At 33.7% G+C, this 26,088-nt stretch carries 29 protein-coding genes; 21 read left to right on the forward strand and 8 right to left on the reverse strand.

Annotation, left to right across the window (positions count from 1 at the left end; translation table 11 throughout):
- The 4 genes from ACIQ2Z_RS09540 to ACIQ2Z_RS09555 form a co-directional block, all read right to left on the reverse strand.
- Window positions 1–358: DUF4258 domain-containing protein (locus ACIQ2Z_RS09540; RefSeq protein WP_396183916.1), on the reverse strand; the 358-nt coding region annotated here is incomplete at its 3' end.
- A gap of 40 nt (window positions 359–398) precedes the next feature.
- Window positions 399–1,592 (reverse strand): alanine dehydrogenase, encoded by a 1,194-nt coding sequence (locus ACIQ2Z_RS09545; protein WP_396183917.1) that lies wholly within the window; start codon window positions 1,590–1,592, stop codon window positions 399–401.
- 165 nt (window positions 1,593–1,757) lie between these two features.
- A complete protein-coding gene (tsaE, locus tag ACIQ2Z_RS09550) occupies window positions 1,758–2,162 on the reverse strand; it encodes a tRNA (adenosine(37)-N6)-threonylcarbamoyltransferase complex ATPase subunit type 1 TsaE (RefSeq protein ID WP_396183918.1) in 405 nt (134 codons plus the stop codon).
- A gap of 89 nt (window positions 2,163–2,251) precedes the next feature.
- Entirely contained in the window at window positions 2,252–3,805 is a 1,554-nt protein-coding gene (locus ACIQ2Z_RS09555; RefSeq protein WP_396183919.1) for a PglZ domain-containing protein, read from the reverse strand.
- A gap of 129 nt (window positions 3,806–3,934) precedes the next feature.
- On the opposite strand from ACIQ2Z_RS09555, the gene ACIQ2Z_RS09560 reads away from it, so the two are divergent.
- From ACIQ2Z_RS09560 to ACIQ2Z_RS09600, 9 genes are all read left to right on the forward strand, one after another.
- A complete protein-coding gene (locus ACIQ2Z_RS09560; RefSeq protein ID WP_396183920.1) occupies window positions 3,935–5,170 on the forward strand; it encodes an HD domain-containing protein in 1,236 nt (411 codons plus the stop codon).
- Window positions 5,171–5,204: 34 nt separating this feature from the next.
- Entirely contained in the window at window positions 5,205–6,227 is a 1,023-nt protein-coding gene (gene lpxD / locus ACIQ2Z_RS09565) for a UDP-3-O-(3-hydroxymyristoyl)glucosamine N-acyltransferase (protein ID WP_396183921.1), read from the forward strand.
- A 2-nt stretch (window positions 6,228–6,229) separates the two neighbouring features.
- A complete protein-coding gene (locus tag ACIQ2Z_RS09570) occupies window positions 6,230–7,627 on the forward strand; it encodes a bifunctional UDP-3-O-[3-hydroxymyristoyl] N-acetylglucosamine deacetylase/3-hydroxyacyl-ACP dehydratase (protein WP_396183922.1) in 1,398 nt (465 codons plus the stop codon).
- A gap of 10 nt (window positions 7,628–7,637) precedes the next feature.
- Complete coding sequence (gene lpxA, locus ACIQ2Z_RS09575; protein WP_290860566.1) at window positions 7,638–8,423, forward strand: acyl-ACP--UDP-N-acetylglucosamine O-acyltransferase; 786 nt, start codon at window positions 7,638–7,640, stop codon at window positions 8,421–8,423.
- A gap of 44 nt (window positions 8,424–8,467) precedes the next feature.
- Window positions 8,468–9,034, forward strand: coding sequence for an elongation factor P (gene efp / locus ACIQ2Z_RS09580; protein ID WP_396183923.1), 567 nt, complete (start codon window positions 8,468–8,470; stop codon window positions 9,032–9,034).
- 57 nt (window positions 9,035–9,091) lie between these two features.
- Window positions 9,092–10,021, forward strand: a complete 930-nt coding sequence (locus ACIQ2Z_RS09585) for a UDP-3-O-(3-hydroxymyristoyl)glucosamine N-acyltransferase (protein WP_396183924.1) — start codon at window positions 9,092–9,094, stop codon at window positions 10,019–10,021.
- Window position 10,022: 1 nt separating this feature from the next.
- Window positions 10,023–10,385 carry a nuclear transport factor 2 family protein gene (locus ACIQ2Z_RS09590; RefSeq protein WP_396183925.1) on the forward strand — a complete coding sequence of 121 codons (363 nt, stop codon included), beginning with the start codon at window positions 10,023–10,025 and terminating at the stop codon, window positions 10,383–10,385.
- A gap of 121 nt (window positions 10,386–10,506) precedes the next feature.
- Complete coding sequence (gene sucD, locus ACIQ2Z_RS09595) at window positions 10,507–11,379, forward strand: succinate--CoA ligase subunit alpha (protein WP_396183926.1); 873 nt, start codon at window positions 10,507–10,509, stop codon at window positions 11,377–11,379.
- A gap of 79 nt (window positions 11,380–11,458) precedes the next feature.
- The gene (locus ACIQ2Z_RS09600; protein ID WP_396183927.1) at window positions 11,459–11,887 is read left to right on the forward strand and encodes a hypothetical protein; all 429 of its coding nucleotides are present in this window, start codon (window positions 11,459–11,461) and stop codon (window positions 11,885–11,887) included.
- A gap of 55 nt (window positions 11,888–11,942) precedes the next feature.
- On the opposite strand, the gene ACIQ2Z_RS09605 is transcribed toward ACIQ2Z_RS09600, so the two are convergent.
- Window positions 11,943–12,224, reverse strand: coding sequence for a Txe/YoeB family addiction module toxin (locus tag ACIQ2Z_RS09605; protein ID WP_396183928.1), 282 nt, complete (start codon window positions 12,222–12,224; stop codon window positions 11,943–11,945).
- A complete protein-coding gene (locus ACIQ2Z_RS09610; protein ID WP_396183929.1) occupies window positions 12,209–12,424 on the reverse strand; it encodes a DUF2683 family protein in 216 nt (71 codons plus the stop codon). Before ACIQ2Z_RS09610 ends, ACIQ2Z_RS09605 begins: the two co-directional genes overlap by 16 nt.
- 251 nt (window positions 12,425–12,675) lie before the next feature.
- Here ACIQ2Z_RS09610 and ACIQ2Z_RS09615 point away from each other — a divergent pair, with 251 nt between their 5' ends.
- Window positions 12,676–13,209 carry a DUF1697 domain-containing protein gene (locus ACIQ2Z_RS09615; protein ID WP_396183930.1) on the forward strand — a complete coding sequence of 178 codons (534 nt, stop codon included), beginning with the start codon at window positions 12,676–12,678 and terminating at the stop codon, window positions 13,207–13,209.
- Between the two features lie 210 nt (window positions 13,210–13,419).
- Here the strand turns inward: ACIQ2Z_RS09615 and ACIQ2Z_RS09620 are convergent, their stop codons facing one another.
- Complete coding sequence (locus ACIQ2Z_RS09620; protein ID WP_396183931.1) at window positions 13,420–14,598, reverse strand: cytochrome-c peroxidase; 1,179 nt, start codon at window positions 14,596–14,598, stop codon at window positions 13,420–13,422.
- A gap of 248 nt (window positions 14,599–14,846) precedes the next feature.
- On the opposite strand from ACIQ2Z_RS09620, the gene fabG reads away from it, so the two are divergent.
- From fabG to ACIQ2Z_RS09665, 9 genes are all read left to right on the forward strand, one after another.
- The gene (fabG, locus tag ACIQ2Z_RS09625) at window positions 14,847–15,593 is read left to right on the forward strand and encodes a 3-oxoacyl-[acyl-carrier-protein] reductase (RefSeq protein ID WP_396183932.1); all 747 of its coding nucleotides are present in this window, start codon (window positions 14,847–14,849) and stop codon (window positions 15,591–15,593) included.
- A gap of 45 nt (window positions 15,594–15,638) precedes the next feature.
- Entirely contained in the window at window positions 15,639–15,929 is a 291-nt protein-coding gene (locus ACIQ2Z_RS09630; RefSeq protein ID WP_396183933.1) for a four helix bundle protein, read from the forward strand.
- Window positions 15,930–16,083: 154 nt separating this feature from the next.
- The gene (locus ACIQ2Z_RS09635; RefSeq protein ID WP_396183934.1) at window positions 16,084–18,111 is read left to right on the forward strand and encodes a hypothetical protein; all 2,028 of its coding nucleotides are present in this window, start codon (window positions 16,084–16,086) and stop codon (window positions 18,109–18,111) included.
- A gap of 78 nt (window positions 18,112–18,189) precedes the next feature.
- Entirely contained in the window at window positions 18,190–18,555 is a 366-nt protein-coding gene (locus ACIQ2Z_RS09640) for a thioredoxin family protein (RefSeq protein WP_396173647.1), read from the forward strand.
- A 154-nt stretch (window positions 18,556–18,709) separates the two neighbouring features.
- Window positions 18,710–18,949, forward strand: coding sequence for a hypothetical protein (locus ACIQ2Z_RS09645; RefSeq protein WP_396183935.1), 240 nt, complete (start codon window positions 18,710–18,712; stop codon window positions 18,947–18,949).
- A gap of 39 nt (window positions 18,950–18,988) precedes the next feature.
- On the forward strand, window positions 18,989–19,273 hold the full coding sequence (locus ACIQ2Z_RS09650) for an FAD:protein FMN transferase (protein ID WP_396183936.1): 285 nt from the start codon (window positions 18,989–18,991) through the stop codon (window positions 19,271–19,273).
- Window positions 19,176–19,805 (forward strand): efflux RND transporter periplasmic adaptor subunit, encoded by a 630-nt coding sequence (locus ACIQ2Z_RS09655; RefSeq protein WP_396183937.1) that lies wholly within the window; start codon window positions 19,176–19,178, stop codon window positions 19,803–19,805. The genes ACIQ2Z_RS09650 and ACIQ2Z_RS09655 overlap by 98 nt, the downstream gene beginning before the upstream one ends.
- A 47-nt stretch (window positions 19,806–19,852) precedes the next feature.
- Window positions 19,853–20,356 (forward strand): hypothetical protein, encoded by a 504-nt coding sequence (locus tag ACIQ2Z_RS09660; protein WP_396183938.1) that lies wholly within the window; start codon window positions 19,853–19,855, stop codon window positions 20,354–20,356.
- 58 nt (window positions 20,357–20,414) lie between these two features.
- Window positions 20,415–21,233: a prohibitin family protein gene (locus tag ACIQ2Z_RS09665; RefSeq protein WP_396183939.1), complete on the forward strand. Its 819-nt coding sequence runs from the start codon at window positions 20,415–20,417 to the stop codon at window positions 21,231–21,233.
- A gap of 70 nt (window positions 21,234–21,303) precedes the next feature.
- On the opposite strand, the gene ACIQ2Z_RS09670 is transcribed toward ACIQ2Z_RS09665, so the two are convergent.
- Window positions 21,304–23,490: a patatin-like phospholipase family protein gene (locus ACIQ2Z_RS09670; protein WP_396183940.1), complete on the reverse strand. Its 2,187-nt coding sequence runs from the start codon at window positions 23,488–23,490 to the stop codon at window positions 21,304–21,306.
- A gap of 271 nt (window positions 23,491–23,761) precedes the next feature.
- Here ACIQ2Z_RS09670 and ACIQ2Z_RS09675 point away from each other — a divergent pair, with 271 nt between their 5' ends.
- Window positions 23,762–25,564 carry an alpha-amylase family protein gene (locus ACIQ2Z_RS09675; RefSeq protein ID WP_396183941.1) on the forward strand — a complete coding sequence of 601 codons (1,803 nt, stop codon included), beginning with the start codon at window positions 23,762–23,764 and terminating at the stop codon, window positions 25,562–25,564.
- A gap of 169 nt (window positions 25,565–25,733) precedes the next feature.
- Window positions 25,734–26,088 (forward strand): UDP-2,3-diacylglucosamine diphosphatase (locus ACIQ2Z_RS09680; RefSeq protein ID WP_396183942.1); only part of this gene is annotated, 355 nt, incomplete at its 3' end.

Genomic DNA, 26,088 nt, shown 5'->3' on the forward strand with positions numbered 1-26,088 from the left:
CTTTAGATTCGTAGTTTAATACCTCTAAAGTAACCGGAACTTGATTTATAGTCTTGCCTTCGATGATATATAATTTGGCAGCACCTTCTTTGATATTACTTTTACTAAAATCGACCTCACCATAAGTCAACGTGTTTTTGATGTCTACCGTATCAATCCAACTTTCCGCTAAAACTTTTGATGATTTTTCAGAATAGAAAAAAGGCTTACTTCTAATTTCTTTTAAAACCCTACAATTGGGCAAATAACAAAAAGTCACCCCTCTGGATTTTGCTTTAGCTCCTAAAAAATAAATCAAGAAAATGATTCCAATTAATAATCCGAAAAGAAAAAAAGCGAAACGTTGGTAGAACTTCATTAGGAAAGAATTTTAACGGTGCAAAAGTACGAACAAAACCCTAAAACACAATCAAATTGATATCACTATTTGGTAAATCAAACCAATCACCAATGGATTTATTGGTTAAAATACCATGGTAAAAATATAAACCGTTTTTCAAGCCACGATTACATCGAATCGCACTTTCTACTCCACCATCTTCAGCAATTTGGATTAAATAGGGCGTTAAAATATTGCTTATTGATAAAGAAGCTGTTTTAGAATAACGTGAGGGAATATTCGGAACACAATAATGCACTACATTATTTTTGATAAAGGTAGGTTTTTCATGGGTAGTTATTTCAGAAGTCTCGAAACATCCACCGGTATCGATACTTACGTCAACAATTACGGCACCTTTTTTCATGTGTTCCACCATAGTTTCAGTAACCACAACAGGTGTTCTGTTTTGTCCTCGAATAGCACCAATTGCAACATCACAACGACGAAGAGCTTTTAATAAGGATTTTGGTTGTATGGTTGAAGTAAAAATCGGTTGTTTTAAATTATTTTGTAAACGTCTCAATTTTGTAATTGAATTATCAAAAACTTTGACATTTGCCCCTAATCCAATGGCCGTTTTAGCAGCAAATTCACCCACAGTACCCGCTCCAATTATCACAACATCGGTAGGAGCAACCCCAGTAATATTTCCAAAAAGTAACCCTTTTCCAAATTGATTGTTAATCATTAACTCGGCAGCAATTAAGACGGCAGCAGTACCGGCAATTTCACTTAAAGATTTTACAGCAGGGTAGGAACCATCATCATCTTTAATGAATTCAAAAGCAAAAGCTGTGATTTTTTTTTTGGCTAATTTTTCGAAATATTCCTTTTTTCTAGTTTTTAATTGTATAGCTGAAATGACAATAGTATTCATATTTATCATTTCTATTTCTGCGGAAGTAAGAGGTTCGACTTTAAGAATCATCGGACAGCTGAAAACTTTTTTTGGGTCTTGCGTAATTTCAGCACCGGCATCACTGTATTCTTTATCAGAATAACTGGCACTTTCTCCGGCTCCGGCTTCTAATAGAACACGATGTCCATGAGAAACTAATGAATTTACGGCATCAGGAGTCAAACAAATTCTGCGTTCTTGGTAGGAGGTTTCTTTTGGAATGCCAATAAACAATTCACTTTTATGTCGGGCAATTTCCAACTTTTCTTCCTGCGGAAGTAATTGTTGCTTGGAGAAGGGAGTCAGAGGCATAAATTAGGTTTGAAATAATGTTCTAATTTAGGAAAAATTTTGGAATTAAAAAGAGTTATTTTTTATTGAATAATAATTTTTTAAAAAAATAGTAGTCATATAAGTTCTTCTTATCAAAAAAGTTGAATCAAAAAAAGCACATGGCTTTATGGTAAAAAACAAAAATTAGTCTAAAATTAATTTTCTATTACCGTAATCCAAAATTTCTATAGTAATGACATTGTGTTTCTCCGGTATAAGATTTGGTATTTTTTCTGCCCATTCGATAAAACACCAATTACCAGAATAAAGATAATCTTCAATTCCAAAATCGAGTGCTTCCATTTCATTTTTTAAACGATAAACATCAAAATGGTACACCAAACCCTCTTTTGCTTGGTATTCATTTACTAAGGAAAAAGTGGGACTTGAAGTTGGATTTTCAACACCCAGTCTTTTTGATAAAGCTTTGATAAAAGTTGTTTTTCCAACGCCCATTAAACCGTTAAAAAGAATGACTTTTTGAGGATTTTGATCAATTACTTGTTGAGCAATTGTTTCAATTTCGTTCAAATTATAAATAAATTCCATTATATTATTCCAAATTAAAATAGTCTGCAAAATAGTAATTTGCTTTTAAAATATATCACCTTGCCAACGGTAAAACGAAAATAGCCAACTTATTTAGGATTAAAAACCAAAAATGGCACAATCATCTCTTCCAAAGAAATCCCTCCATGTTGATAGGAATTTCTGTAATAACTCACATAATGATTGTAATTATTGACATAAGCTAAGAACAAATCATTTTTTGCAAAAATAAACGAACTGCTCATATTAATGGTTGGTAAACCTATTTTTTTTGGGTCTTTTACAGCATAAACATCTTTTTCTTCATAAGTTAAACTTCTACCGGTTTTGTATCGAAGGTTTAAACTTGTGTTTTTGTCACCAATTACTTTCGAAGGATTTTTTACATTAATTGTTCCGTGGTCAGTAGTCAAAATCAATTTGAAACCCATTTGTTGTGCTAATTGAATCATTTCGAGTAAAGGAGAATTTTTAAACCAACTTAAAGTCAAGGAACGATAGGCTTTGTCGTTTGAGGCCAATTCTTTTACAACATCCATTTCAGTTTTAGCATGTGAAAGCATGTCTACAAAATTGTATACAATGGTTGTTAAATCATTATTTTTTAAACCTTTAAAATTGTCGACTAGTTTTTTTCCGTCTCTGGAATTTGTAATTTTGTAATATTCACTTTTTATATTCAAACCTAATCGTTTCAATTGAGCGGCTAAAAATTCACCTTCAAACAAATTTTTACCACCATCATCAACGTCATTAAGCCAATATTGTGGAAATTGTTTTTCCATTTCTAGAGGTGTTAATCCAGAGAAAATAGCATTTCTGGCATATTGAGTTGCGGTAGGAAGCATAGCAAAATAAGCCATTTCTTTTTCTAATTTATAATGGTTGTTCACAACACTTTCAAAGGCCTTCCATTGGTCATATCGAAGGTTGTCAATCACTACAAAAAGAATAGGCTTGTCTTTTTTAACGAGTTCAGGAACAACACCTTCTCTGAATAATTTGTGAGACAAAATCGGCTTATCGGCTTTATCTTCAAAACATTTTTCATAATTTTTCTCAATAAATTTACCAAATTGACTATTGGCTTCTGTTTTTTGTGATTCTAATATAGAAATCAGTCCTTGGTCTTCAATGTTTTCTAATTCAATTTCCCAAAAAATCAATTTTTTATATAATTCGATCCAATCTTCAAATGAATTTACCATGGCTAAATCCATGGCTATTTTCCTAAACTCTTTTTGGTAGTCTAAAGTAGTTTTTTCAGAGATTAGTCTGGAATGGTCTAAGTTTTTCTTTAAAGCCAACAAAATTTGATTTGGATTCACCGGTTTTATTAAATAATCGGCAATTTTAGAACCGATGGCTTCTTCCATTATGCTTTCTTCTTCACTTTTAGTAATCATAATAATAGGAACGGCTGATTTTTTTTCTTTCATTTCTGAAAGGGTTTCCAATCCACTCATTCCGGGCATATTTTCATCTAAAAAAACGATATCAAATTGATTTTCTTCAAAATTATCTATAGCATCCCGACCATTATTGCAGGTTGTAACAGCGTAGTTTTTAGTTTCTAAAAAAAGAATATGAGGTTTGAGCAAATCAATTTCATCGTCGACCCAAAGAATTTTTATTTTGTCCATAAAATGGTTTTTTTTTAAAGGTGCAATTTAACAATTATCGAACGCAGGAAGTATTAAAGTTATTGTAAATGTTTAGTGAATTTCACAATCTTAAAATTCAGTATATTTGTTGTCTTAATTGTTATCTAAGTGAGCCAAACGAATAAACTAAAAATTTTTAACGACCCCATTTACGGTTTTATCACCATTCCAAATGAATTGGTTTTTGATTTGATTCAGCATCCTTATTTTCAACGATTACGGCGAATCACTCAAATGGGATTGTCCTATTTAGTTTACCCGGGAGCAAATCATACACGTTTTCACCATGCTTTAGGTGCGATGCATTTGATGCAAAAAGCGGTAGAAGTTTTGCGGTTTAAAGAAATTTTAATTTCTAAAGAGGAAGAAAATGCTCTTTATGTAGCCATTTTGCTTCATGATATAGGCCATGGCCCCTTTTCCCATGCGATGGAGCAAAGTATTGTAGAAAATGTGCACCATGAAGAAATTTCATTGCTTTTTATGAATCAATTGAATAGAGCCTTTGATGGAAAATTAAGTTTAGCAATCCAAATTTTTAAAGGAGAATATCATCGTAAATTTATGTTGCAACTTATTTCCAGTCAATTAGATATGGATAGAATGGACTATTTGAAACGCGATAGCTTTTATTCAGGAGTGGCGGAAGGAAATATCAATTCTGATCGTTTGATTCAAATGCTTCATGTGGTTGATGATGTTTTAGTAATGGAAGAAAAAGCTATTTATTCTATCGAAAAGTTTCTGATGGCCAGACGATTAATGTATTGGCAGGCTTATTTACATAAAACCAGTTTGGTTGCAGAACTCATTCTGACCAGAACATTAAAAAGAGCGAAAGAACTCACACAGAAAGGAACGGTTTTAGTATGTAGTGAACCATTCCAGTTTTTTTTACAAAATAAAGTTGATTTTGCTGATTTTGATGCCATAATTTTAGATAAATTCGCTCAGTTAGACGATTTTGATATAGTGAGTGCTTTGAAGGCTTGGCAATATCAACCTGATTTTATATTAAGTTCATTAAGTAAAATGATTATTAATCGTGATTTACTCAAAATTAAAGTGAGTAATGAAAAATTTGATAAAGAAGAAATTAAGCTTTACAAACATAAACTTTTGGAATATTATCCTATTTCATTAGCAGAAACAGACTATTTTGTATTTAAAGGTAAAATAAAAACGTTAGGATACAACAAAGTAATTGAACCGATTCAGATTTTAAAAAAGGATAAAACGGTGGAAGATGTTGTAGAATCATCAGATCAATTAAATTCCAGAGCATTTTCAAAACCTGTAACCAAATACTATAGCTGTTTTCCAAAAGTACTCATAGAAAAATAACAAATAATAGGTAGTTTTTTATATTTTTGTCGGAATGAAATTTACTGCAACTCAAATAGCATCCATTTTAGAAGGCGAAGTCGTTGGAAATCCCAATGTTGAAGTCAATAAATTATCCAAAATTGAAGAAGGATCTGCCGGTTCTCTTACTTTTTTAGCCAATCCAAAGTATGTTAACTTCATTTATTCTACACAAGCTTCTATTGCTATTGTAAATAAATCATTTGAACCTGAATTTGAAATTTCCGCCACCTTAATCAAAGTGGAGGATGCTTATAAATCATTTTCAAAATTATTGGAATACTATAATCAGGTAAAATTAATGAAATCAGGCATAGAACAACCTTCTGTAATTTCTGATGGTGTGACTTATGGTGAGGGATTATATTTAGGAAGTTTTTGTTACATTGGTAAAAATGTAAAAATCGGAAACAATGTAAAAATTTACCCGAACAGTTTTATTGGTGACAATGTTTCTATTGGTGATAATTGTGTATTTTTTGCAGGAGCCAGAATATATTCTGAAACTGAAATCGGCAATAATTGCACGATTCATTCAGGAACAATTGTAGGTTCTGATGGTTTTGGTTTTGCTCCTCAAGAAGACGGGACCTATGAAAAAGTGCCACAAATTGGAAATGTAATTATTGAAGATAATGTCGAAATAGGTTCTTGTTCTACCATAGACAGAGCTACGTTAGGTTCAACAATAATTAGAAAAGGAGTAAAATTAGATAACCAAATTCAAGTTGCTCATAATGTAGAAATTGGAGAAAATACCGTTATTGCTGCTCAAACAGGAATTGCAGGTTCTACAAAAATTGGAAAAAATTGTATGATCGGCGGACAAGTTGGAATTGTAGGCCATCTCATTATTGGTGATGGTGTCCGAATTCAAGCCCAATCCGGTATTGGAAAAAGCTTAAAAGATGGAGAAACAGTTCAAGGCTCACCCTCTTTTAATTATGGTGATTTTAGTAAATCCTACGTACATTTTAAAAATTTGCCAAAAATAGTTAATGAAATAGAAGAACTTAAAAAAACGATATTCAAATAAATATGTCACAATCGGTTAAACAAAAAACCATAAAAAGCGAGGTAATTTTAAAAGGAGTTGGATTACACACCGGTCAGGAAGTTATCATGACTTTTAAGCCGGCTCCCGTAAATAATGGGTTTACCTTTGTTCGTTTAGATTTAGAAGGTCATCCCATCATTGAAGCTGATGCAAATTATGTGGTAAATACGCAAAGAGGAACTAATTTAGAGAAGAATGCAGTAAAAATTCAAACTTCTGAACATGTTTTGGCCGCTTGTGTAGGATGTGATATTGACAACCTAATTATAGAATTAAATGCCTCTGAGCCACCTATTATGGATGGTTCATCTAAATATTTTGTGGAAGCTTTAGAAAAAGCAGAAGTAGTTGAACAAGATGCCGATCGAAAAGTATATGTCGTCAAAGAAGTTATTTCATATACAGATGAATCAACCGGAAGTGAAATTTTAGTAATGCCTTGTGATTCCTATCAAGTTACCACAATGGTTGATTTTGGAACGAAAGTATTAGGAACTCAAAATGCCACTTTAAAATCTATGTCAGATTTTAAAAAGGAAATTGCTGATGCCAGAACGTTTAGTTTTTTACATGAGTTAGAATCTCTTTTAAACAATGGTTTGATTAAAGGAGGAGATTTGAATAATGCCATTGTGTATGTTGATAAAGAAATCTCTCCCGAAACAATGGATAACTTGAGAGTTGCATTTGGTAAAGATAAAATTTCAGTAAAACCAAACGGTATTTTAGATAATTTGACTTTACATTATCCTAATGAAGCCGCACGTCACAAATTATTAGATGTTGTTGGTGATTTGGCTTTGATTGGAACTCGAATACAAGGAAAAGTAATTGCCAATAAACCCGGTCATTTTGTAAATACGCAGTTTGCCAAAAAAATAGCAAAAATCATAAAAATAGAGCAACGTAATCAGGTTCCTACATACGATTTGCATCAAGAACCATTGATGGATATTCACAAAATCATGGCTATGTTGCCTCACCGTCCGCCATTTTTATTGGTTGACAAAATTTTTGAGTTATCGGATCATCATGTAGTTGGTTTAAAAAATGTAACCATGAACGAACCGTTTTTCATTGGTCACTTTCCAGATGCACCGGTAATGCCGGGTGTTTTAATTGTGGAAGCAATGGCTCAAACAGGGGGAATTTTAGTGCTAAGTACCGTTCCTGATCCTGAAAATTACCTGACTTATTTTATGAAAATTGATAATGTAAAGTTCAAACACAAAGTGTTACCGGGCGATACGTTAATTTTTAAATGTGATTTAATTTCTCCAATAAGAAGAGGAATTTGTCACATGCAAGCCAATGCGTATGCAAACGGAAAATTGGTTGCAGAAGCCGAGCTAATGGCTCAAATAGCAAAAAAGAACTAATACATTAAGTATGAATCAACCTTTAGCATACGTACACCCTGGAGCAAAAATTGCACGCAATGTAGTTATTGACCCGTTTACAACCATTCATAATAATGTAGTTATTGGAGAAGGAACTTGGATTGGTTCCAACGTAACTATTATGGAAGGTGCCCGAATTGGAAAAAATTGTAATATTTTTCCGGGAGCTGTAATTTCAGCTGTTCCACAAGATTTAAAATTTGGTGGAGAAGATTCATTGGCAATTATTGGTGATAATTCTACTATTCGTGAATGTGTAACAATTAATAGAGGAACCATTGCTTCCGGTCAAACAACAATTGGAAAAAATTGTCTAATTATGGCAACCGCACACGTAGCACATGATTGTCATATTGGAGATAATGCCATTATTGTTAATGGTGTTGCCTTAGCAGGTCACGTGACTGTGGGTAATTTTGCTATTATTGGAGGTTTAGCAGCTGTTCATCAATTTATCAATATTGGTGATCACGCCATGATTTCCGGAGGTTCATTGGTCAGAAAAGACGTTCCACCTTATACAAAAGCGGCAAAAGAACCATTATCTTATGTCGGAATTAATTCAGTTGGATTAAGAAGAAGAGGATTTACCACAGAAAAAATCAGAGAAATTCAAGAAATATACAGAATTCTTTACCAAAAAAATTATAACACTTCGCAAGCAGTCAGCATTATTGAAGCTGAAATGTCTGCTTCACCGGAGCGAGATGAAATATTACAATTTATAAGAAATTCTTCTCGAGGTGTAATGAAAGGTTACACAGGAGTATATTAAGATAATTATAGAACAAACAATAGAAATAAACAAACAAAACGAGAATGGCAAGTACGGCAGATATTAGAAACGGATTATGTATTAAGCACAACCACGACATCTACAAAATTATTGAATTTCTTCATGTAAAACCGGGTAAAGGTCCCGCTTTTGTGAGAACAAAATTAAAAAGTTTGACAAACGGAAAAGTATTAGATAATACTTTCTCTGCAGGACACAAAATTGATGTAGTTCGGGTTGAAACACACACTTACCAATTTTTATATTCAGAGGGAAGTGAATTTTATTTTATGAATACCGAAAGTTTCGAACAAATTACTTTAAATAGAGATATTTTAGATGCTCCTGATTTATTAAAAGAAGGGACTCTTGTGATGGTTCAAATTAATACTGAAACTGATTTACCTTTATCGGTAGATATGCCGGCTTCTATTGTTTTAGAAGTGACTTATACCGAACCTGGTGTAAAAGGAAACACGGCTACCAACGCTACAAAACCGGCCAAAGTAGAAACTGGAGCTTCAGTAAACGTTCCTTTGTTCATTAACGAAGGTGATAAAATTAAAATTGATACAGCTACCGGAAATTACATGGAGCGTGTGAAAGAATAATTTCAAAAATCAATTTCAAAAATTAAAAGTCAATATCAATAATAAGTTTCAAAATTTATGAAATTTTCAAAAACTCATTCGCTCAAAGAAATAGCTCAAATTATTGGAAGTGAATTTGTGGGAAATGAAAATTTTCCGGTTCAGGGTATGAATGAAATTCATGTGGTTGAGCACGGAGATATTGTTTTTGTAGATCACCCCAAATATTATGATAAAGCTCTACTATCGGCTGCAACAATTGTTTTAATTAATAAATCAGTAGAATGTCCGGAAGGAAAAGCATTGTTGATTTCTGATGATCCGTTTCGTGATTTTAATAAATTGATAAATCATTTTAGACCGTTTACTTTTTCAAATGTTTCGATTGCTCCAACGGCTCAAATTGGTGAAGGTACCATAATTCAACCCAATTGCTTTATTGGAAATCATGTAAAAATTGGAAAAAATTGTCTGCTTCATGCTAATGTATCAATTTATGACCATTGTGTACTAGGTGATAATGTCATTATTCAGGCCGGAACAATTATAGGTGCCGATGCTTTTTATTATAAAAAAAGACCGGAGGGTTTTGATCAATTAATATCCTGTGGCCGAGTAATTATTGAAGATAATGTAGGGATTGGAGCTTTGTGTACTATCGACAGAGGTGTTACAGGAGATACAACGATTGGATCCGGAACTAAAATTGACAACCAAGTTCATGTGGGACATGATACAGTAATCGGAAAAAAATGCTTAATCGCTGCACAAACCGGAATTGCCGGTTGTGTAGTAATTGAAGATGAAGTAACAATGTGGGGGCAAGTAGGAACAACAAGTGGAATAACTATTGGAACTAAAGCGGTTGTAATGGGACAAACCGGAGTTACAAAATCTATTGAAGGTGGTAAAACTTATTTTGGAACTCCAATTGAAGAGTCACGAGAAAAATTAAAACAATTGGCATATATTAAACGAATTCCTGAAATTTTAGAAAAATTAAAATAAAATGAAAGCAAAAGAGCTGGTTTTAGATTTTTATAATTCCGATGCTTTGTATAACAAAAATACAATGGATGTTTTTTTACATCCTGATTTTTCGTTAGAGTGGAATAGTAGTAAAGGCTTGATTAGAAAAGACAGAGAAGGGATACTTCAATTGGCAGAAGAATTGAAAGTGGGATATGAAGCATTTGTGGTTCAAATTCACCAAATTCTGGCTGAGGATAATTTAGTGTCGGTTCATTATACCCATTTTGGGACTACTATTGAAAATCCGGGGCAAATTAACCGTTTAGCGTATTTCTTTGTGATATGGGAAATTCAAGAAGGCAAATTATTTCGTGGTTATCAAATGAGTCAATTACCATAATTACCTTAAATTATTATATTAATTTAGCAACTTTATTTAAAAAACGATAAAAAAAGTAAGCTATATTTTTTCTAAAGAATTACTTTTGTAATACAAAAATTAAAAACAAACAAACACAATCATGAGCGTTTTAGTCAATAAAGATTCAAAAATAATAGTACAAGGATTTACCGGAAGCGAAGGAACTTTTCACGCTTCACAAATGATTGAATATGGTACAAATGTAGTAGGTGGCGTAACTCCTGGAAAAGGAGGAACAACGCACTTAGACCGTCCGGTTTTTAACACTGTGAAAGATGCTGTTGAACAAGCCGGTGCTGATACGACCATTATTTTTGTTCCACCCGCTTTTGCTGCCGATGCCATTATGGAAGCCGCCGATGCCGGAATTAAAGTAATTATTACCATTACAGAAGGTATTCCTGTGGCAGATATGATTAAAGCATACGCTTATATTAAAACTAAAAACTGTCGATTAATTGGTCCAAACTGTCCGGGTGTAATCACTCCAGAAGAAGCGAAAGTGGGTATTATGCCGGGCTTCGTTTTCAAAAAAGGAAATGTTGGAATCGTTTCAAAATCAGGAACGTTAACGTATGAAGCGGCTGACCAAGTGGTAAAACAAGGATTAGGAATTACAACTGCAATCGGAATCGGTGGAGATCCAATCATCGGAACTACAACCAAAGAAGCAGTAGAATTGTTGATGAATGACCCGGAAACACATTGCATCGTAATGATTGGTGAAATCGGAGGTCAATTGGAAGCCGATGCTGCCAAATGGATTAAAGCCGACGGAAACCGCAAACCGGTTGTTGGTTTTATCGCCGGTGAAACAGCTCCAAAAGGAAGAACAATGGGTCACGCAGGTGCAATTGTTGGTGGTGCCGATGACACAGCCGAAGCGAAGAAAAGAATTATGAGAGAAAGCGGAATCCACGTTGTTGATTCGCCGGCTGAGATTGGTAAAAAAGTGAAAGAAGTTTTAGGATAATCATCCAAAAATAGAAAGATATAATAAGCCTTGATTAGTCAGGGCTTATTTTTTTAAAATATAAAATAGAAGCATAAAAATGTATAAAGAAGTAAGCAAATTTAAAAATAGTGGAAGTTTTCAATTTTCATCAAACGATGACTTGGAATTAGTTTGTAATGCACCAAATGAGGCCAGTGGCGTTTTTTTGGTATATGCTATTCGAGAAGAAAATAAAACATTAATTATGGTCGGTTCAACCGGAACGGTTCAAAATGATGGAACATTAAAAGCCAAAAATGGTGGCTTATTTGACAAAATTGTAAACGGACATCAATTTGCTAAAACTGCTCGAAAATATTCTTGGAAAACGCAATTACAACTAGAAAAAATAGAAGCTGTGAAAGTGTTTTGGTATGAAACCTATAACGACAAAACTAAAGTAATTCCAACTTTTGTTGAAGGGCAAATTTTGCAATTATTTTTAAAAGAGAATGGGAAGTTGCCGAGATGGAATGTGGCTTTTTAATTGGCTTTTGTAATTATGTAAAAAGGTTTTCTTGTGATGGGGGAACCTTTTTTGATTATTTATCATTATAATGACCCATCGCAGAAATTACTTCTACAAGCACTAAATTTTCATTAACGGAGTATATTAATCTATCTTTTTGATTAATTCTTCTACTCCAAAATCCACTTAATTGATGTTTTAAGGCTTCAGGATTTCCAACACCTTCAAAAGGATGATTTTCTAAATCTTTAAAAATTTTATTAAGTTTTGAAATGGTTGATTTATTTCCTGCTTTTTTATGTTTTTGTAATTGTTCTTTGGCTAAGTCAGTCAATTCGATTAAATACTTTCCCATAAATTTTTTGATGTAACTCGAGTTCTGTTTTTACTGGCATGAGCTTTTTTGATTTTTTCAACAAACTCTTTATTATAAGGACTTTCAACTTCTTCAATAAGTTCTATCTCTTTTGAGTTTTCAAAAAAAGCACGAGCCATCTCTAAAAAAGCCTTTCCTTTTTTAGTTTTTTCATTTATTTTTAAGGTTATTGTAGTCATAATCAATTATTTTAATCAAAGTTACAATTTTTTTCAATTCAATAAATAATTTCAAATTCTTTTGAGTAAGATTTGGTATGTGATAGGTACCAAAAGTTTGGTTAATGATTATTGATAAAAATAGGTTATTTTTGGAATATTTAATGAGAATTCTGTTCGACTACCATACTTTTCGGATGTTAATGTACTTTGTTTTACAAAATTTCAACTCCCAAATAAAACAATTCCTCAAAAAATCAAAATCAACCCCAATGAAACACCTCGCACTTCTCCGTGGCATCAACGTATCCGGTCACAACATGATTAAAATGGATACTTTAAAAACCATCCTTGAAAATGCTGGATTTCAAAATGTGGAAACCTATGTTCAATCCGGAAATGTGTTTTTAGAAACGGAAGATGAAAATCCACAAAGTGTTGGTTTTACCATCAAACAGGAAATAGCTAAGCACCTTGGTTTTGATGTTCCGGTTATTGTAATTAGTAAAACTGACTTAGAAAAATGCCTTACTAACAATCCTTTTTTCAAGGAAAAAGAGGTTGATACTAAAAAACTATATGTAGCCTTTATTTCAAAAGAATTAAACAATTCGGCGATAAACGAATTAAAAATAAGTCAATTCAAACCCGATGAAGCCTTTATCGATAGAAACAGAATCTACATGAAATTAGAAACCGGTGCTGGAAATACAAAATTGACTCAAAAATACATCGAAAAAAAATTAAATGTAATTGCCACAACCCGAAATTGGAATACGGAGAATAAGTTGATTGAGATGTTTTAGGAAGAGGTTAAAAGTTTAAAGGTTTAAGAGTTTAAAAGGGGATGAGGTTTAGGTTGTGAGAATTTCGGTTGATGGATTTTATCAACCTTACAGTTATTGAAATAAAATTTTTATTTTTTTTTATTTCATAAATTTTCTTTTCTTTAACTTAAAGATGTCAAACATCGATTTAATAATAGAACGACGCAACCGCTATTGTTGTATTTTCCATTAAAAAGGATCCGACCATTTTGGATTTGTATAAACATCCGACCCCGATAAGGTTTTCAAGAAAGCGATAACAGCATTGACTTCTTGGGCATTTAAATTTAGATGTTGTCCAAAACCATTAGGGCGTAATTTGGGATCTAAATTTGTATTTCCCGGAGCTAAATTAATTGTCCCATAATGACCAATCGCAGTTTGTAATGTTGTTATTACTCCAGTGTGCATCATTGGTCCGTTAGGTGTTCCGTCCAATTTAACTAAATCGCGTAAGGATGGGGCACGCGTATTTGTAATGTCAATACCTGTTGCATTAATTGTTCCTATAATTCCATTATTTCCGGAATTGGGGTCTATGTCAAATTCCGGAGCTCGATGACAACCGGCACAACCTAATCCACCTCCGGTTCGACTGCCAGTTGCATCAAAAATTGGAGGAGAAAGAAATAGATTTTTTCCTTGATTTTCTTGTGCTGAAAAATTGGTAAAAGGTTGAACATCATTTGTAGCTAAAGCTCTTCCGGCGTCATATTTTGAATCAAAGGATTGAATACTTCGAATGAATTGAGCTAGTGCTATTTGCAATTTACTTTCAGTGATTTCTTCAGAACCATAAGCAAATTGAAATAATTCTTTATAATAGTCAAGTTCACTGAGTTTCGTAATTAATCCTGAAAAGGGTAAATCACCATTAGTACCACTGAAACCCATCTCTCCATGATCTTTTATGGGCATTGTCGTTTGCGTTTCTAAGTTCAACGCCCTTTCGTCCCAGAAAAATTTAGTTTCTGCGGCAAATCGAGTGTTTATTAATCGCATGGAATGTCGACCGGTAGTTCCGTTTACACCCGAACTGGAAACAGAAGTGTCGCTAAAGGCATTTATCTGCTGATGGCAACTTGAACAAGAAATGGTATTGTTAGAAGATAGATTTTTATCATAAAATAAAACCCGTCCTAATGTGGCAACTTTATCAGAGATAGTGTTTCCGTTAGTATTATCCTTTAGGATATAGGAGGGAACAGGTTGATTTGCATAATTTGCTAAATTAGTTAAATCAATTGTATTCCCGAAAGCTGCTAAAACGGCAGGATAAGTATCGACTTCCTGAATTGTTGTATCTGAATCATTTTGGCAAGAAAGAAAGGAAAATAATACGAGAAAGGAGAAAATGTTTTTATTCATAGTCTATAGTATTGTTTGGTCTTACTACGACTATAGAATTTAATTAAGGTTTAATTTAGAATTATATTTTTTCCTTTTTTTATGAAATTATTGCCTATTTCTTTATGAATTCTTTAAAAAGTGTAATACAAGGATTGTTTTAGCCTTTTTTTTTTGAAATAGTTTAAATGTCCTCTAATTTTTTTCAAAGATTAAAATATTGTTATCTTTGGCTTTTATATAATTGAACAAAATTTACAAATTCAACTATGAAATTATTAGAACGAAAAGTAGCCATTATCACCGGAGCCAGTCGCGGAATTGGTAGCGGGATTGCGAAAGTTTTTGCTCAACACGGAGCTAATGTTGCATTTACCTACAGTTCATCTGCTGAATCTGCAATAGTATTAGAAAATGAATTAAACGCTTTAGGAATTAAAGCCAAAGGATATAAATCAAATGCAGCCGATTTCAATGAAGCTCAAAAATTAGCCGATGATGTGTTGGCAGAATTCGGTACTATCGATATTTTAATCAACAATGCCGGAATCACGAAAGACAACCTTTTAATGAGAATGTCTGAAGAAGATTTTGATAAAGTCATTGAAATAAACCTTAAATCGGTTTTCAATATGACCAAAGCTGTTCAGAAAATCATGTTGAAAAACAGAAAAGGTTCTATAATAAACATGAGTTCAGTTGTTGGAGTAAAAGGAAATGCCGGACAAGCGAATTATGCTGCCTCTAAAGCCGGTATGATTGGTTTTACCAAGTCAATTGCGTTAGAATTAGGTTCACGAAACATCCGTTGCAACGCCATCGCACCTGGATTCATCGAAACCGAAATGACCGGAAAATTAAACGAAGAAGTGGTACAAGGCTGGAGAGATTCTATTCCACTAAAACGTGGCGGAACACCGGAAGATGTGGCCAATGCTTGTCTTTTCCTAGCTTCCGACTTGAGTGCTTATGTAACCGGACAAGTGATGAATGTTGATGGGGGAATGTTGACATAATAGGTTTATAAGTTTAAGGGTTTAAAGGTTTAAAAGGTACTACTTATGAGAACATTCAGTTTTGAAAAGCTTATTGCTTGGCAAAAGGGAAGAGAATTGGCTCTTTTAATTTATAAAACAACAAAACAATTTCCGAAAGAAAAAATATTTGGTTTAACAAGTCAAATGAGACGTTGTTCCATTTCCATCGCATCAAATTTAGCTGAAGGTTCTGGAAGACAATCTTTAAATGAAAAAGCTAGATTTTCTGAAATAGCCTATAGTTCATCATTAGAATTATTAAATCAAGTCATTTTTCTAACGATTTTGAATACATCAATGAAAATGATTATTTAAGTTTAAGAGAAAAAATAGCTGACGTTAATATGTTGATTGATGGTTTATACAAATCACAAATTAAAAATTTGGAACACTAATTTAACCTCAATCCCTTTTAACCTTTTAAACCTTTAACCTCTTAAACCTTTAACCTCTTAAACTTTAGCAATAAATGACTACAACTACTGTGCTTTTACTCTTACTTTCAGTATTATTAGCCGGAGGAGTATCATTTTTTCAATATTTCTATAAAGCCAAAACCAATTCAAAAATCAACTGGTTGTTGGCTTTTTTACGTTTTAGTTCAATTTTCGGATTATTGTTGTTACTAATTAATCCAATTTTAACTAGAAAATCATTCGAAACCATCAAAATTCCTTTACCGATTGTAGTTGATAATTCATCTTCTGTAGCTGAATTTAAAGCAAAAGATATTGCTTTAGAGGTTTACAAAAAAATAATTTCAAACGCTGAGTTAAAAGAAAAATTTGACATTCAGTCTTATCAATTTTCTGCTGATTTGGAGGCTTCTGATACATTTGACTTTAAAGGGACTCAGACTAGAATAGATGCAGTAGGAAAAGGGCTGAAAAGCATCCACAAAAGTGTCAATCATCCCACCGTTATCATCTCCGACGGAAATCAAACCCAAGGAAGCGATTACATTTATTCATTCGACGAAAATAAAGCTGTTTATCCTGTTGTTTTGGGCGATACGACTTCGGTTTTAGATTTAAAAATCAGTCAGCTTAACGTCAATAAATACGCTTTTCTTAAAAACAAATTTCCCGTTGAAGTTTTTGTAAATTATTCCGGAAAGAAAAATGTGAATGCTATTTTTTCTATCTCACAAGGAAATTCAGTTTTGAGCAAGCAAAATGTGAGCTTTTCATCCAGTCAAAAATCGCTATTAATCACCATTTTATTACCTGCTGAAAAAGTGGGTGTTCAGGTTTTTAAAGCAACGATTTCATCTCTTGAAATTGAAAAAAATAAATACAACAATTCCAAGAATTTTGCGGTAGAAGTCATTGATCAAAAATCGGAAATTGCTATTATTTCCTCAATCAATCATCCTGATATTGGAGCTTTAAAAAGAGCTATTGAAACTAATCAACAACGTAAAGTGACTATTGTTAAGCCAAATCAAATCAATTCATTACAAGATTTTAATGTATTGATTTTGTACCAGCCTACTTCTGACTTTAAAACTGTTTTCGAAAAAAACGTTGTAGCTAACTTGAATACATGGATTATTACAGGAACTAAAACCGATTTTACTTTTTTAAATCAACAGCAAGACGCTTTTTCTTTTAAAATGAGTTCACAACAAGAGGATTATTTGGCTACTTTTTCCTCACAATTTAATCTCTTTGCATCGGAAAATATAGGTTTTGAAAATTTTCCACCCTTGCAAAATGCTTTTGGGACCATTACGCCAAAAATAAAAATGGAAACATTATTAACGGCTCGAATTTTAAATGTTGAACTTAATACACCATTATTGAGTTATATAGATATTCAAGGAAAAAGAACTTGTTTTCTTTTTGGTGAAAATAGTTGGAAATGGCGTTTGCAAAGCCACATCGACCAGCAAAGTTTTGAAAAATTTGATGTGTTTATCGATAAAACAATTCAGTTTTTAGCTTCCAACAACGCTAGAAAATCATTGGTAGTCACACACGAAAATTTCTATAATTCAGGCGATGCCATCGAAATTAATGCTCAATTTTTCAATAAAAATTATGAGTTTGATGACAAGGCCCGTTTATCCATTACGGTAAAAAACAAAGCAACCAATCAAACCAAATCGTATGATTTATTGAAATCAACCAATTCATATAAAGTAAATTTAGATGGTTTGCCGGCCGGAAATTATTCTTTTACCGTAACAGAAAATAATTCTAAAGCTTCCCATGCCGGTTTTTTTGAAGTGTTGGATTTTGATATCGAAAAACAATTTGTTAATCCTGATTATGTAAAATTAAATCAATTGGCAACACAAACCAATGGGAAAACGTTTCTAACAAATCAAGTAGAGAAGTTAATTAAATCGCTCATCACCAATGATAACTATAAACCTATTCAAAAAGAAATGATAAAAAAAACACCTATTATTGATTGGATTTGGTTATTGGTTTTGATTGCATTGTCTTTAGCGGCTGAATGGTTTATTCGCAAGTACAATGGATTGTTGTAACTTAAGATTCGCTTAATTAATTTTAATCATTCAAAATCTTACTCTCTTTTCCGTTAATTTTACATAAAAATTTATCGGATGAAAAAAGTTTTGTTTCTTTTGTTCCTTTTCAGCAATACGATTTTATTGGCACAAAATTGGCAAACTAGTTTTGAGGAGGCAAAATCCAAAGCCATTAAAGAAAATAAAAATATAGTATTGGTTTTTTCCGGTTCTGATTGGTTTGCTCCTTGTATGAAATTTGAAAAAAATGTGTTTAATTCTAATGTTTTCCAAACTGAGGCTGAAAAAAATTGGGTAATTTACAAAGCTGATTTTCCTGAGAAAAAAGCAAATCAATTAAATCCGGAACTTACCGAACAAAACAAAAAATTAGCTGAAAAATATAATCAAAACGGAAGTTTTCCATTAGTTCTTTTATTAGATAAAAATGGAAAAGCGTGAGGAATGACCGGCTTTAAAAATGTTTCAGCGGAAGAATATGTCAATTTAATTAAGTCGTTTCAAAAATAATGACTGTTTTCAATAGATGTTTTACGGATATTTCATTTTTATGTTCTTTTGATTATGATTTGTTTGTCAATAAAATTCTAATAGCATGAAACATTTTTCATTAGTATTTATTTTTTTAAACGTCATTTTGATGCAAGGCCAAAATGTCGTCAGAAGAAAGACAATGATGCTCGGAAGCCCGTTTGAAATGACTGTTGTAGCTAAGGATTCCTTGCAAGGTAATCTTTATATTGACCAAGCTATTGCTGAAGTTAAACGTATTGAAAATTTGATTTCAGATTGGATTCCAACCACACAAATTTCTACAGTCAATCAAAAGGCTTGAATTGAACCCGTAAAAGTTGATCGTGAAGTTTTTGAATTAGTGGAAAGAGCTATTAAAATCTCTCAATTAACAAGCGGAGCTTTTGATATATCCTATGCTTCTATGGATAAAATTTGGAAATTTGATAGCAGTATGACAGCAATGCCAAGTGAAGAGGCAATCAAGAATTCAGTTGCAAAAGTTGGTTATCAAAACATCATCTTAAACGAAAAAGAATCTACTCTTTTTGAAAGAAAAATTATTATTGCTCAATATCAACCCAACTCAAGTAGAACGCGGAAATTTCACATCAGTCATTACTGTTTTCGCACCAATTTCCGGTGATTTTACAGTAATGAATGCAACTGTCGGAATGTTTATGGCTCCGGCAGATGTAATTTTGGAGATTGTGGACACCAATCATTTGCAAGTAGATCTTGCCGTTTTTGAAAAAGATATTTTGCAAGTTAAACAAGGGCAGACCATTCGCTTTAAAGTCCCCGAAGCATCAGAAGAAACTTTTACTGCAAACATAGTTTTAGTAGGGAAGTCAATTGAAGGAAACGACAGAACCATCAAAGTGTATGGAAAATTAGATCCAAAAGTGAAACACTTTTTATTAACGGGTATGTTTGTAGAAGCAGAAATTATCGTGAATTCAAAAAAGGGATTTGCAGTTCCAAAGGATGCTTTAATTACTGAAGGGGAATCCACTTTTCTGTTGGTTTTAGTGAATGAACAGAACGGGTTTGTTTTTGATAAAGTAGCTGTAACCGTTGGAGAAAAATCGGAGCAGTTTGTAGAAATCATGCCAAATAAATGGATCACACCAAGTTCAAAAATTTTAATCAAAGGGGTTTTTGACGTAGCTAATTAAACAATCTTAAACCTTTAAACAATTTTAAACCTTTAAACAATACTATTATGAACGACGCCCATTTACACTTAGTGGTTAACCACTTTCCAATTATCGGGACGATTTTTGGACTAGGCATTTTAATTGCCGGATTAATTTTTAAAAATCAAACATTAAAAAACACGGCATTTGTACTTTTTATAATTGCAGCTGCATTTGGATTTGCTTCAATGAATACAGGAGAAGGAGCAGAGGAAATTGCTGAAAAGCTTCCCGGAGTTACTGATCAATTAATTGAAACGCATGAAGAATTGGCTGAAACATTTAGCTTATTTTTATATGCTACAGGTTTAATGTCATTGATATCATTGTTTTTAGCATACAAAAAGAGTGCTATTGCAAAATTCACAACTTTAGCCACTGTTGGTGTTGCAATTGTGGCAGTTTTCTTTGCACAACAAACCGGTACCAGTGGTGGCGAAATAAGACATACAGAAATTAGAGCCAATGCAACCACACCTTCAGAAGGTGCAATAAATAAGGAAAATGATTTAAATGCAGATGATCATTAAATCGAATTTTAAAGATTGATTTTCCTTTTGTATCTTTATCAAAATCAAAAAAAATACAATGAACAAAGCATTCAATTTCAAACTTATTCCGTTAATTATCGGTTTAATAATTCTTATCATTATTCTATTTAAATCAACGATAACTATTGAATCCGGTCAAGCTGGTGTACTTTACAGAACATTTGGCGGTGGTGTAGAAACAAAGAAACCTCCACTAGGCGAAGGTTTTCATATGGTTGCACCTTGGAATGACGTATTTATTTACGAAGTTCGCCAGCAAGAGCTTTCGGAGGAAATGCAAGTGTTATCATCCAATGGTTTGGAAATAAAATTAGATGCAACGGCTTGGTTTCATCCACAATATGAAAACACCGGAAAGTTACATCAGGAAAAGGGAGAAAATTACATCGAACGGGTGATTCGGCCTGCCATTCGTTCCGCAGCCAGAAGTGTGGTTGGACGATATACTCCGGAACAACTCTATTCTACCAAAAGAGATGCCATTCAAGATGAGATTTTTACGGAAACACAAAAAATATTAGCCAATCAATTTATTCAGTTGAATGAGATTTTGGTTCGCGATGTCACTTTACCTGCCACCATTAAAACGGCTATTGAAACCAAATTGAAGCAAGAACAGGAAAGCTTAGAATACGAATTTCGGTTAGAGAAAGCTCAAAAAGAAGCCGAACGGCAACGAATTGAAGCAGAAGGAAAAGCCAATGCTAACCGAATTTTAAGTGCATCGCTAACAGATAAAATTTTACAGGAAAAAGGCATTCAGGCAACCATCGAATTGTCTAAATCTGCTAATTCCAAAGTAATTGTCATTGGTTCCGGTAAAGACGGTATGCCCATTATTTTAGGGAATCAGTAATTTTTTCGTTTAGTTATTTAAAACACTTTAGAAGTCCATTCTGAGGTGTTTTTAATTACCTTGACGAAATTTAAAACCAATACCCAAAATACAAATAGAAAATCCATTCTCGATTCGCTTGCGTAGATTTGGCTGCTAAAACCTGTAACGGTCCAATCGGAGATTTATAGGCGTAACCACCGCCAAATCCGTCAATGTATTGAAATTCTCGCCATTCATCTGAATTCACCGCGGGTAAAGTAGCGAATGTACCGATATTGCCGATGGCTTTCAAATGTTGATTGGGCAAAAACTCCCAGTGTACTTCTGCAGAAACACTCCCCAATCCGTCGCCAATAAGTTCCATGCGATTATAGCCGTAAAAAGGTTGCATATTCAAAGGATAATCCAATCCCCAACTTCCTGCGAAGGTTTTGTTTGGAAACAAAGCTTCGTCTGTTAATAATCCACCCGAATATACCGAATAGAGCATTCCAAGTTTACTTACCGGTTTGAAACCCTGTGTAAAGCGGAATTGGTAATATACAAAAGGATTGTCTGTTTCAAAATTGTTCAGGTCCCAAGTGCTGCTAACTTCGGCTTCAAAACTCATGCCTTTGGTAGCAAAATATTGCGATCGGAACGTACTCCATTTATAAAATATAAATCCGTTCATCAAACTAATGCTTCTGCCGGATTCGCCAATTAAAGTAAATAAGTCACCGTCTACTTTAGTGTCTTGATACGAAATTCCTATACCTATTTTGGAATTTATGTTAATATTACTTAAACCGTAAACTTTTGCCAAAAGTGTTTTAAATTTATAGGTGGAAATTTCAATCTGATCTTCATAAAAAGGCTGCTCAAAATTAAAATAGGTAAGATCAATTGCAGGTCTAAATTCTCTTCCAATCGAACGTCGGTATTTTAAACTGATTAACGGACTCTCAGAAATAATCAAATCGGTTGACAATTTATAACCCGGATATAAAAAATTGCGATAGGTGTAATTCAAAAGAAGTGCTGCTTTAAAATCTGATGTGTAATTCAGACTCAAATTGAGCGATTGGTCATTTTTTTTTGGAGTTAATTTTAAAAAAAATTCTTTTCCATCCCCTAAACTGTCTTTGTTAATACGATAGGAAATTGCATCATAGTCTCCGGTTCCATATAAATAAGTGGCCAATTCCATGTAATTTTTAGGTTCAACTTTCCCTATAAAAAAAGTAGTTAGTTTTTGACGGTCTTTACTGTCAATGGATCCTTTTGGTGCATCAATAGTTAGTTTAGTAATTTTTCGAGGCCCTACAGGTAGCGGATTTTTGAAAGTACGCTGTTCAATTCGCAACGAATCGGCTAAGAATTTTAAACGATTTATTTGTTTTCTAGCGGTATGTTCACCAATTTTTACAATCGTATCTGCCATTGCAAAATCAGCTGAAGAAATAGTACCAAGTTCCGGCACAATTAAAACATTACATAGTTTTCGATTGGTTTCGTTGTATCGTGTGTTCACATAACTTCCTGATTGCAATAAAACATCCAACATATTCAACTCAGCATCCGGATTGTTCTCAATTTGGGGAAAATCAACACCTATGATAAAATCAACCTCATGGTTTTGTTTCATGCGTTCCACCGGAAAATTGTTCACCCAACCGCCGTCAATCAAAACTTTGTCACCAATGCGAATAGGTGTAAAAAAACTGGGAATCGACATACTGGCTCGCATGGCATCCGGTAAAAAACCGGAGTTAATCATCACTTCTTCGCCGGTATAATAATCCGCTGCAATACAATAAAACTTTCTGGGAAGCTTATTAAAATCATGCACATCATGGAAGTCTTCTGATAAATTGCACAACAAGTGGTATACCTTCGAACCATTGCTAAAACCACTAGGGAGCGTAATTCCTTTTTTGGTAATAGGTAATTTAAGTAGATACCGCGTATACATTTCCCAATTTTGTATAGGCTCGGTTTTTGGGTTGGGTTGCTGACTCAAAATATCCGTCCAATCAATGTTTGCTACTTGTTCTTCCATGGTTTTTGCATCGTAACCCATTGCGTATAATCCACCAATGATGGAACCCATGCTTGTGCCACCAACGACTTCAACGTCAAACCCGGCTTCTTCCAAAACTTTGATAACTCCTATGTGTGCCAAGCCTTTGGCCCCTCCACCGGCAAGTACTAACCCCACTTTTGGTTTTTGTTCTTGTGCAAAACCTAACACATTTAGAAATAATAACAAGGCAACAATAAAATATGTTTTCATGGAATAAAGTTCGTATTTGTGAATGAAGAAATCAAAGTAAAATTAACTAAAAAATACCTAAAGAATGGACACCATCACATAAAAATCATACTAATAATGGTGGTTGTTTTTAAAGAATATTTATTGAGTAGATTTTATTTAAAACTAAAAATAAAATGTAATTTTTTTGTAAATTTAGCACGTATAAAATACAACTCTTATGATTCGCAAGATCTTTTTTCTAACAAGTAGCTTACTACTTATTTCATCCCTTTCCTGTCAACAAAAAAACATGCAAGCACAGACGCAAACCAATGATTCAACTGCAACAAAAAAAGTAGTTGTTTATCAAGTATTTACTCGTTTATTCGGCAATCAAAATACAACCAACAAGCCCTGGGGAACTATGGCAGAAAACGGTGTGGGTAAGTTCAACGACTTTACTGATAAAGCTCTTCAGGAAATCAAAGATTTGGGTGTAACGCATATTTGGTATACGGGAGTGCCTCATCATGCATTGGTCAATGATTATACAAAGTACGGTATATCCAATGACGACCCGGATGTAGTAAAAGGTCGTGCGGGTTCTCCTTATGCAGTGAAAGATTATTACAATGTGAATCCTGATTTAGCAGTGAATCCAGCCAAGCGATTAGAAGAATTTGAAGCTTTGATTGCACGCACACACAAAAATGGGTTAAAAGTAGTAATAGATATTGTTCCCAATCATGTTGCTCGTAAGTATGAAGGGAAAACAAACCCGAAAGGCGTGAGAGACTTTGGTGCAGATGACGACAAAACCGTCGAATATAAACGCGATAACAACTTCTATTACATTCCGAATTCTAAATTTGAAGTCCCAACCGATGCCAATTATCAACCACTTGGAGGGAAAAAGCATCCATTAGCGGATGGAAAATTTGATGAAGTTCCCGCAAAATGGACCGGTAATGGTTCTCGCTTAGCTAAACCGGACATTAACGATTGGTATGAAACCGTGAAAATTAATTATGGAATTAAACCGGATGGCTCAAAAGATTTTCCAACATTGCCTGATGGTTTTGATCAAAAGGATTTCAAAGCACACGCTGCTTTTTGGAAAGGGAAAGACGTACCGGATTCTTGGAATAAATTCCGCGATATTGCCTTGTATTGGATGGATAAAGGAGTGGATGGCTTCCGTTTTGATATGGCCGAAATGGTGCCTGTAGAATTTTGGAGTTATATGAATTCATCCATTAAAATGAAGAATCCGAACGCTTTTTTACTGGCAGAAGTGTATAATCCAAATGAGTATAGAAACTATCTTCGATTGGGTAAAATGGATTATTTGTATGACAAGGTCCAAATGTATGATACCTTGAAAAACATTGTGCAAGGCAGAGGTTTACCTAAACATATTACTGGTATTAGCGAAGACTTGAAAGACATTGAACACCATATGTTACACTTTTTAGACAATCACGACGAGCAGCGTTTGGCAAGTCCACAATTTGCAGGTGACCCAAAAAAAGGGAAACCTTTAATGGTGGTTTCGGCAACTATCAGTTCGTCACCCACCATGATTTATTTTGGTCAGGAAGTTGGTGAACCGGGTGTTATTGATGCCGGATTTGGGAAAAATTCGCGGACTTCTATTTTTGATTATGTAGGAGTGCCCCACCACCAGCGATGGATGAACGGAGGAAAATTTGATGGCGGTCAGTTAAAGCCCGAAGAGAAAGAGCTGCGGGACTTTTATAAACGTCTATTGAACTTTACGATTAAGAGCGATGCCTTGATGGGTGAGTTTCTATCGCTTCAGGAGGAGAACCTGGGGGCAAACTTGGGGTATGATTTCGGGTTGTACTCGTTTGTGCGTTGGAATGAAAAGGAAAAATTGGTTATCATAACTAACTTTAATCAAAACACGGCAGTGAATTGTGAGGTGATTGTGCCGGCAGACGTGGTGAAAAAGATGAATTTAAAGGATGGCACTTTTGTTTTGAAAGACCAACTGTATGGAAGCAGCCAATCGGAACTGAAAATCAGTAACGGGGTTGGAAAATTTAAGCTTTCCATTCAACCGGGAGAGAGCTTTATTTATAAATTATAAAGAAACCTAACGATAAGAAGAACCTGCCACTGTGCAGGTTTTTTGTTTTTTAGGATAAAAACAAAATGAAAACCTAGCTGTGGCGAATGATTATTTCAACTAAAACATTTTAATAATAGTAACCAAACATTTCTATAACATACCGTGATTATGTTTGTAAAAACTTATTTTGAAAAAAAAGAGAGAAATTCCTTTGGTCGTAATAAGTGATGTACATTTAGGAACGTATGGTTGTCAGGCTATAGAATTAGTACACTACTTAAAATCCATCAATCCTAAAACGCTTGTATTGAATGGTGACATCATCGACATGTGGAACTTTAGTAAAAGCTATTTTCCGGCTTCCCACATGAACGTGCTTAGACAAATCTTGAAGATGTCTAATATGGAAACCCGAGTAGTATATATTACTGGAAATCATGATGAAACCTTGCGTAAATACTCAGATTTAATATTAGGAAATTTCGAATTGGTTGACAAGTTAATCCTTGAATTAGATGGAAAAAAAATATGGATTTTCCATG

This window comes from Flavobacterium sp. (assembly GCF_044361015.1).
In the GTDB taxonomy this organism is placed as follows: Bacteria; Bacteroidota; Bacteroidia; order Flavobacteriales; family Flavobacteriaceae; genus Flavobacterium.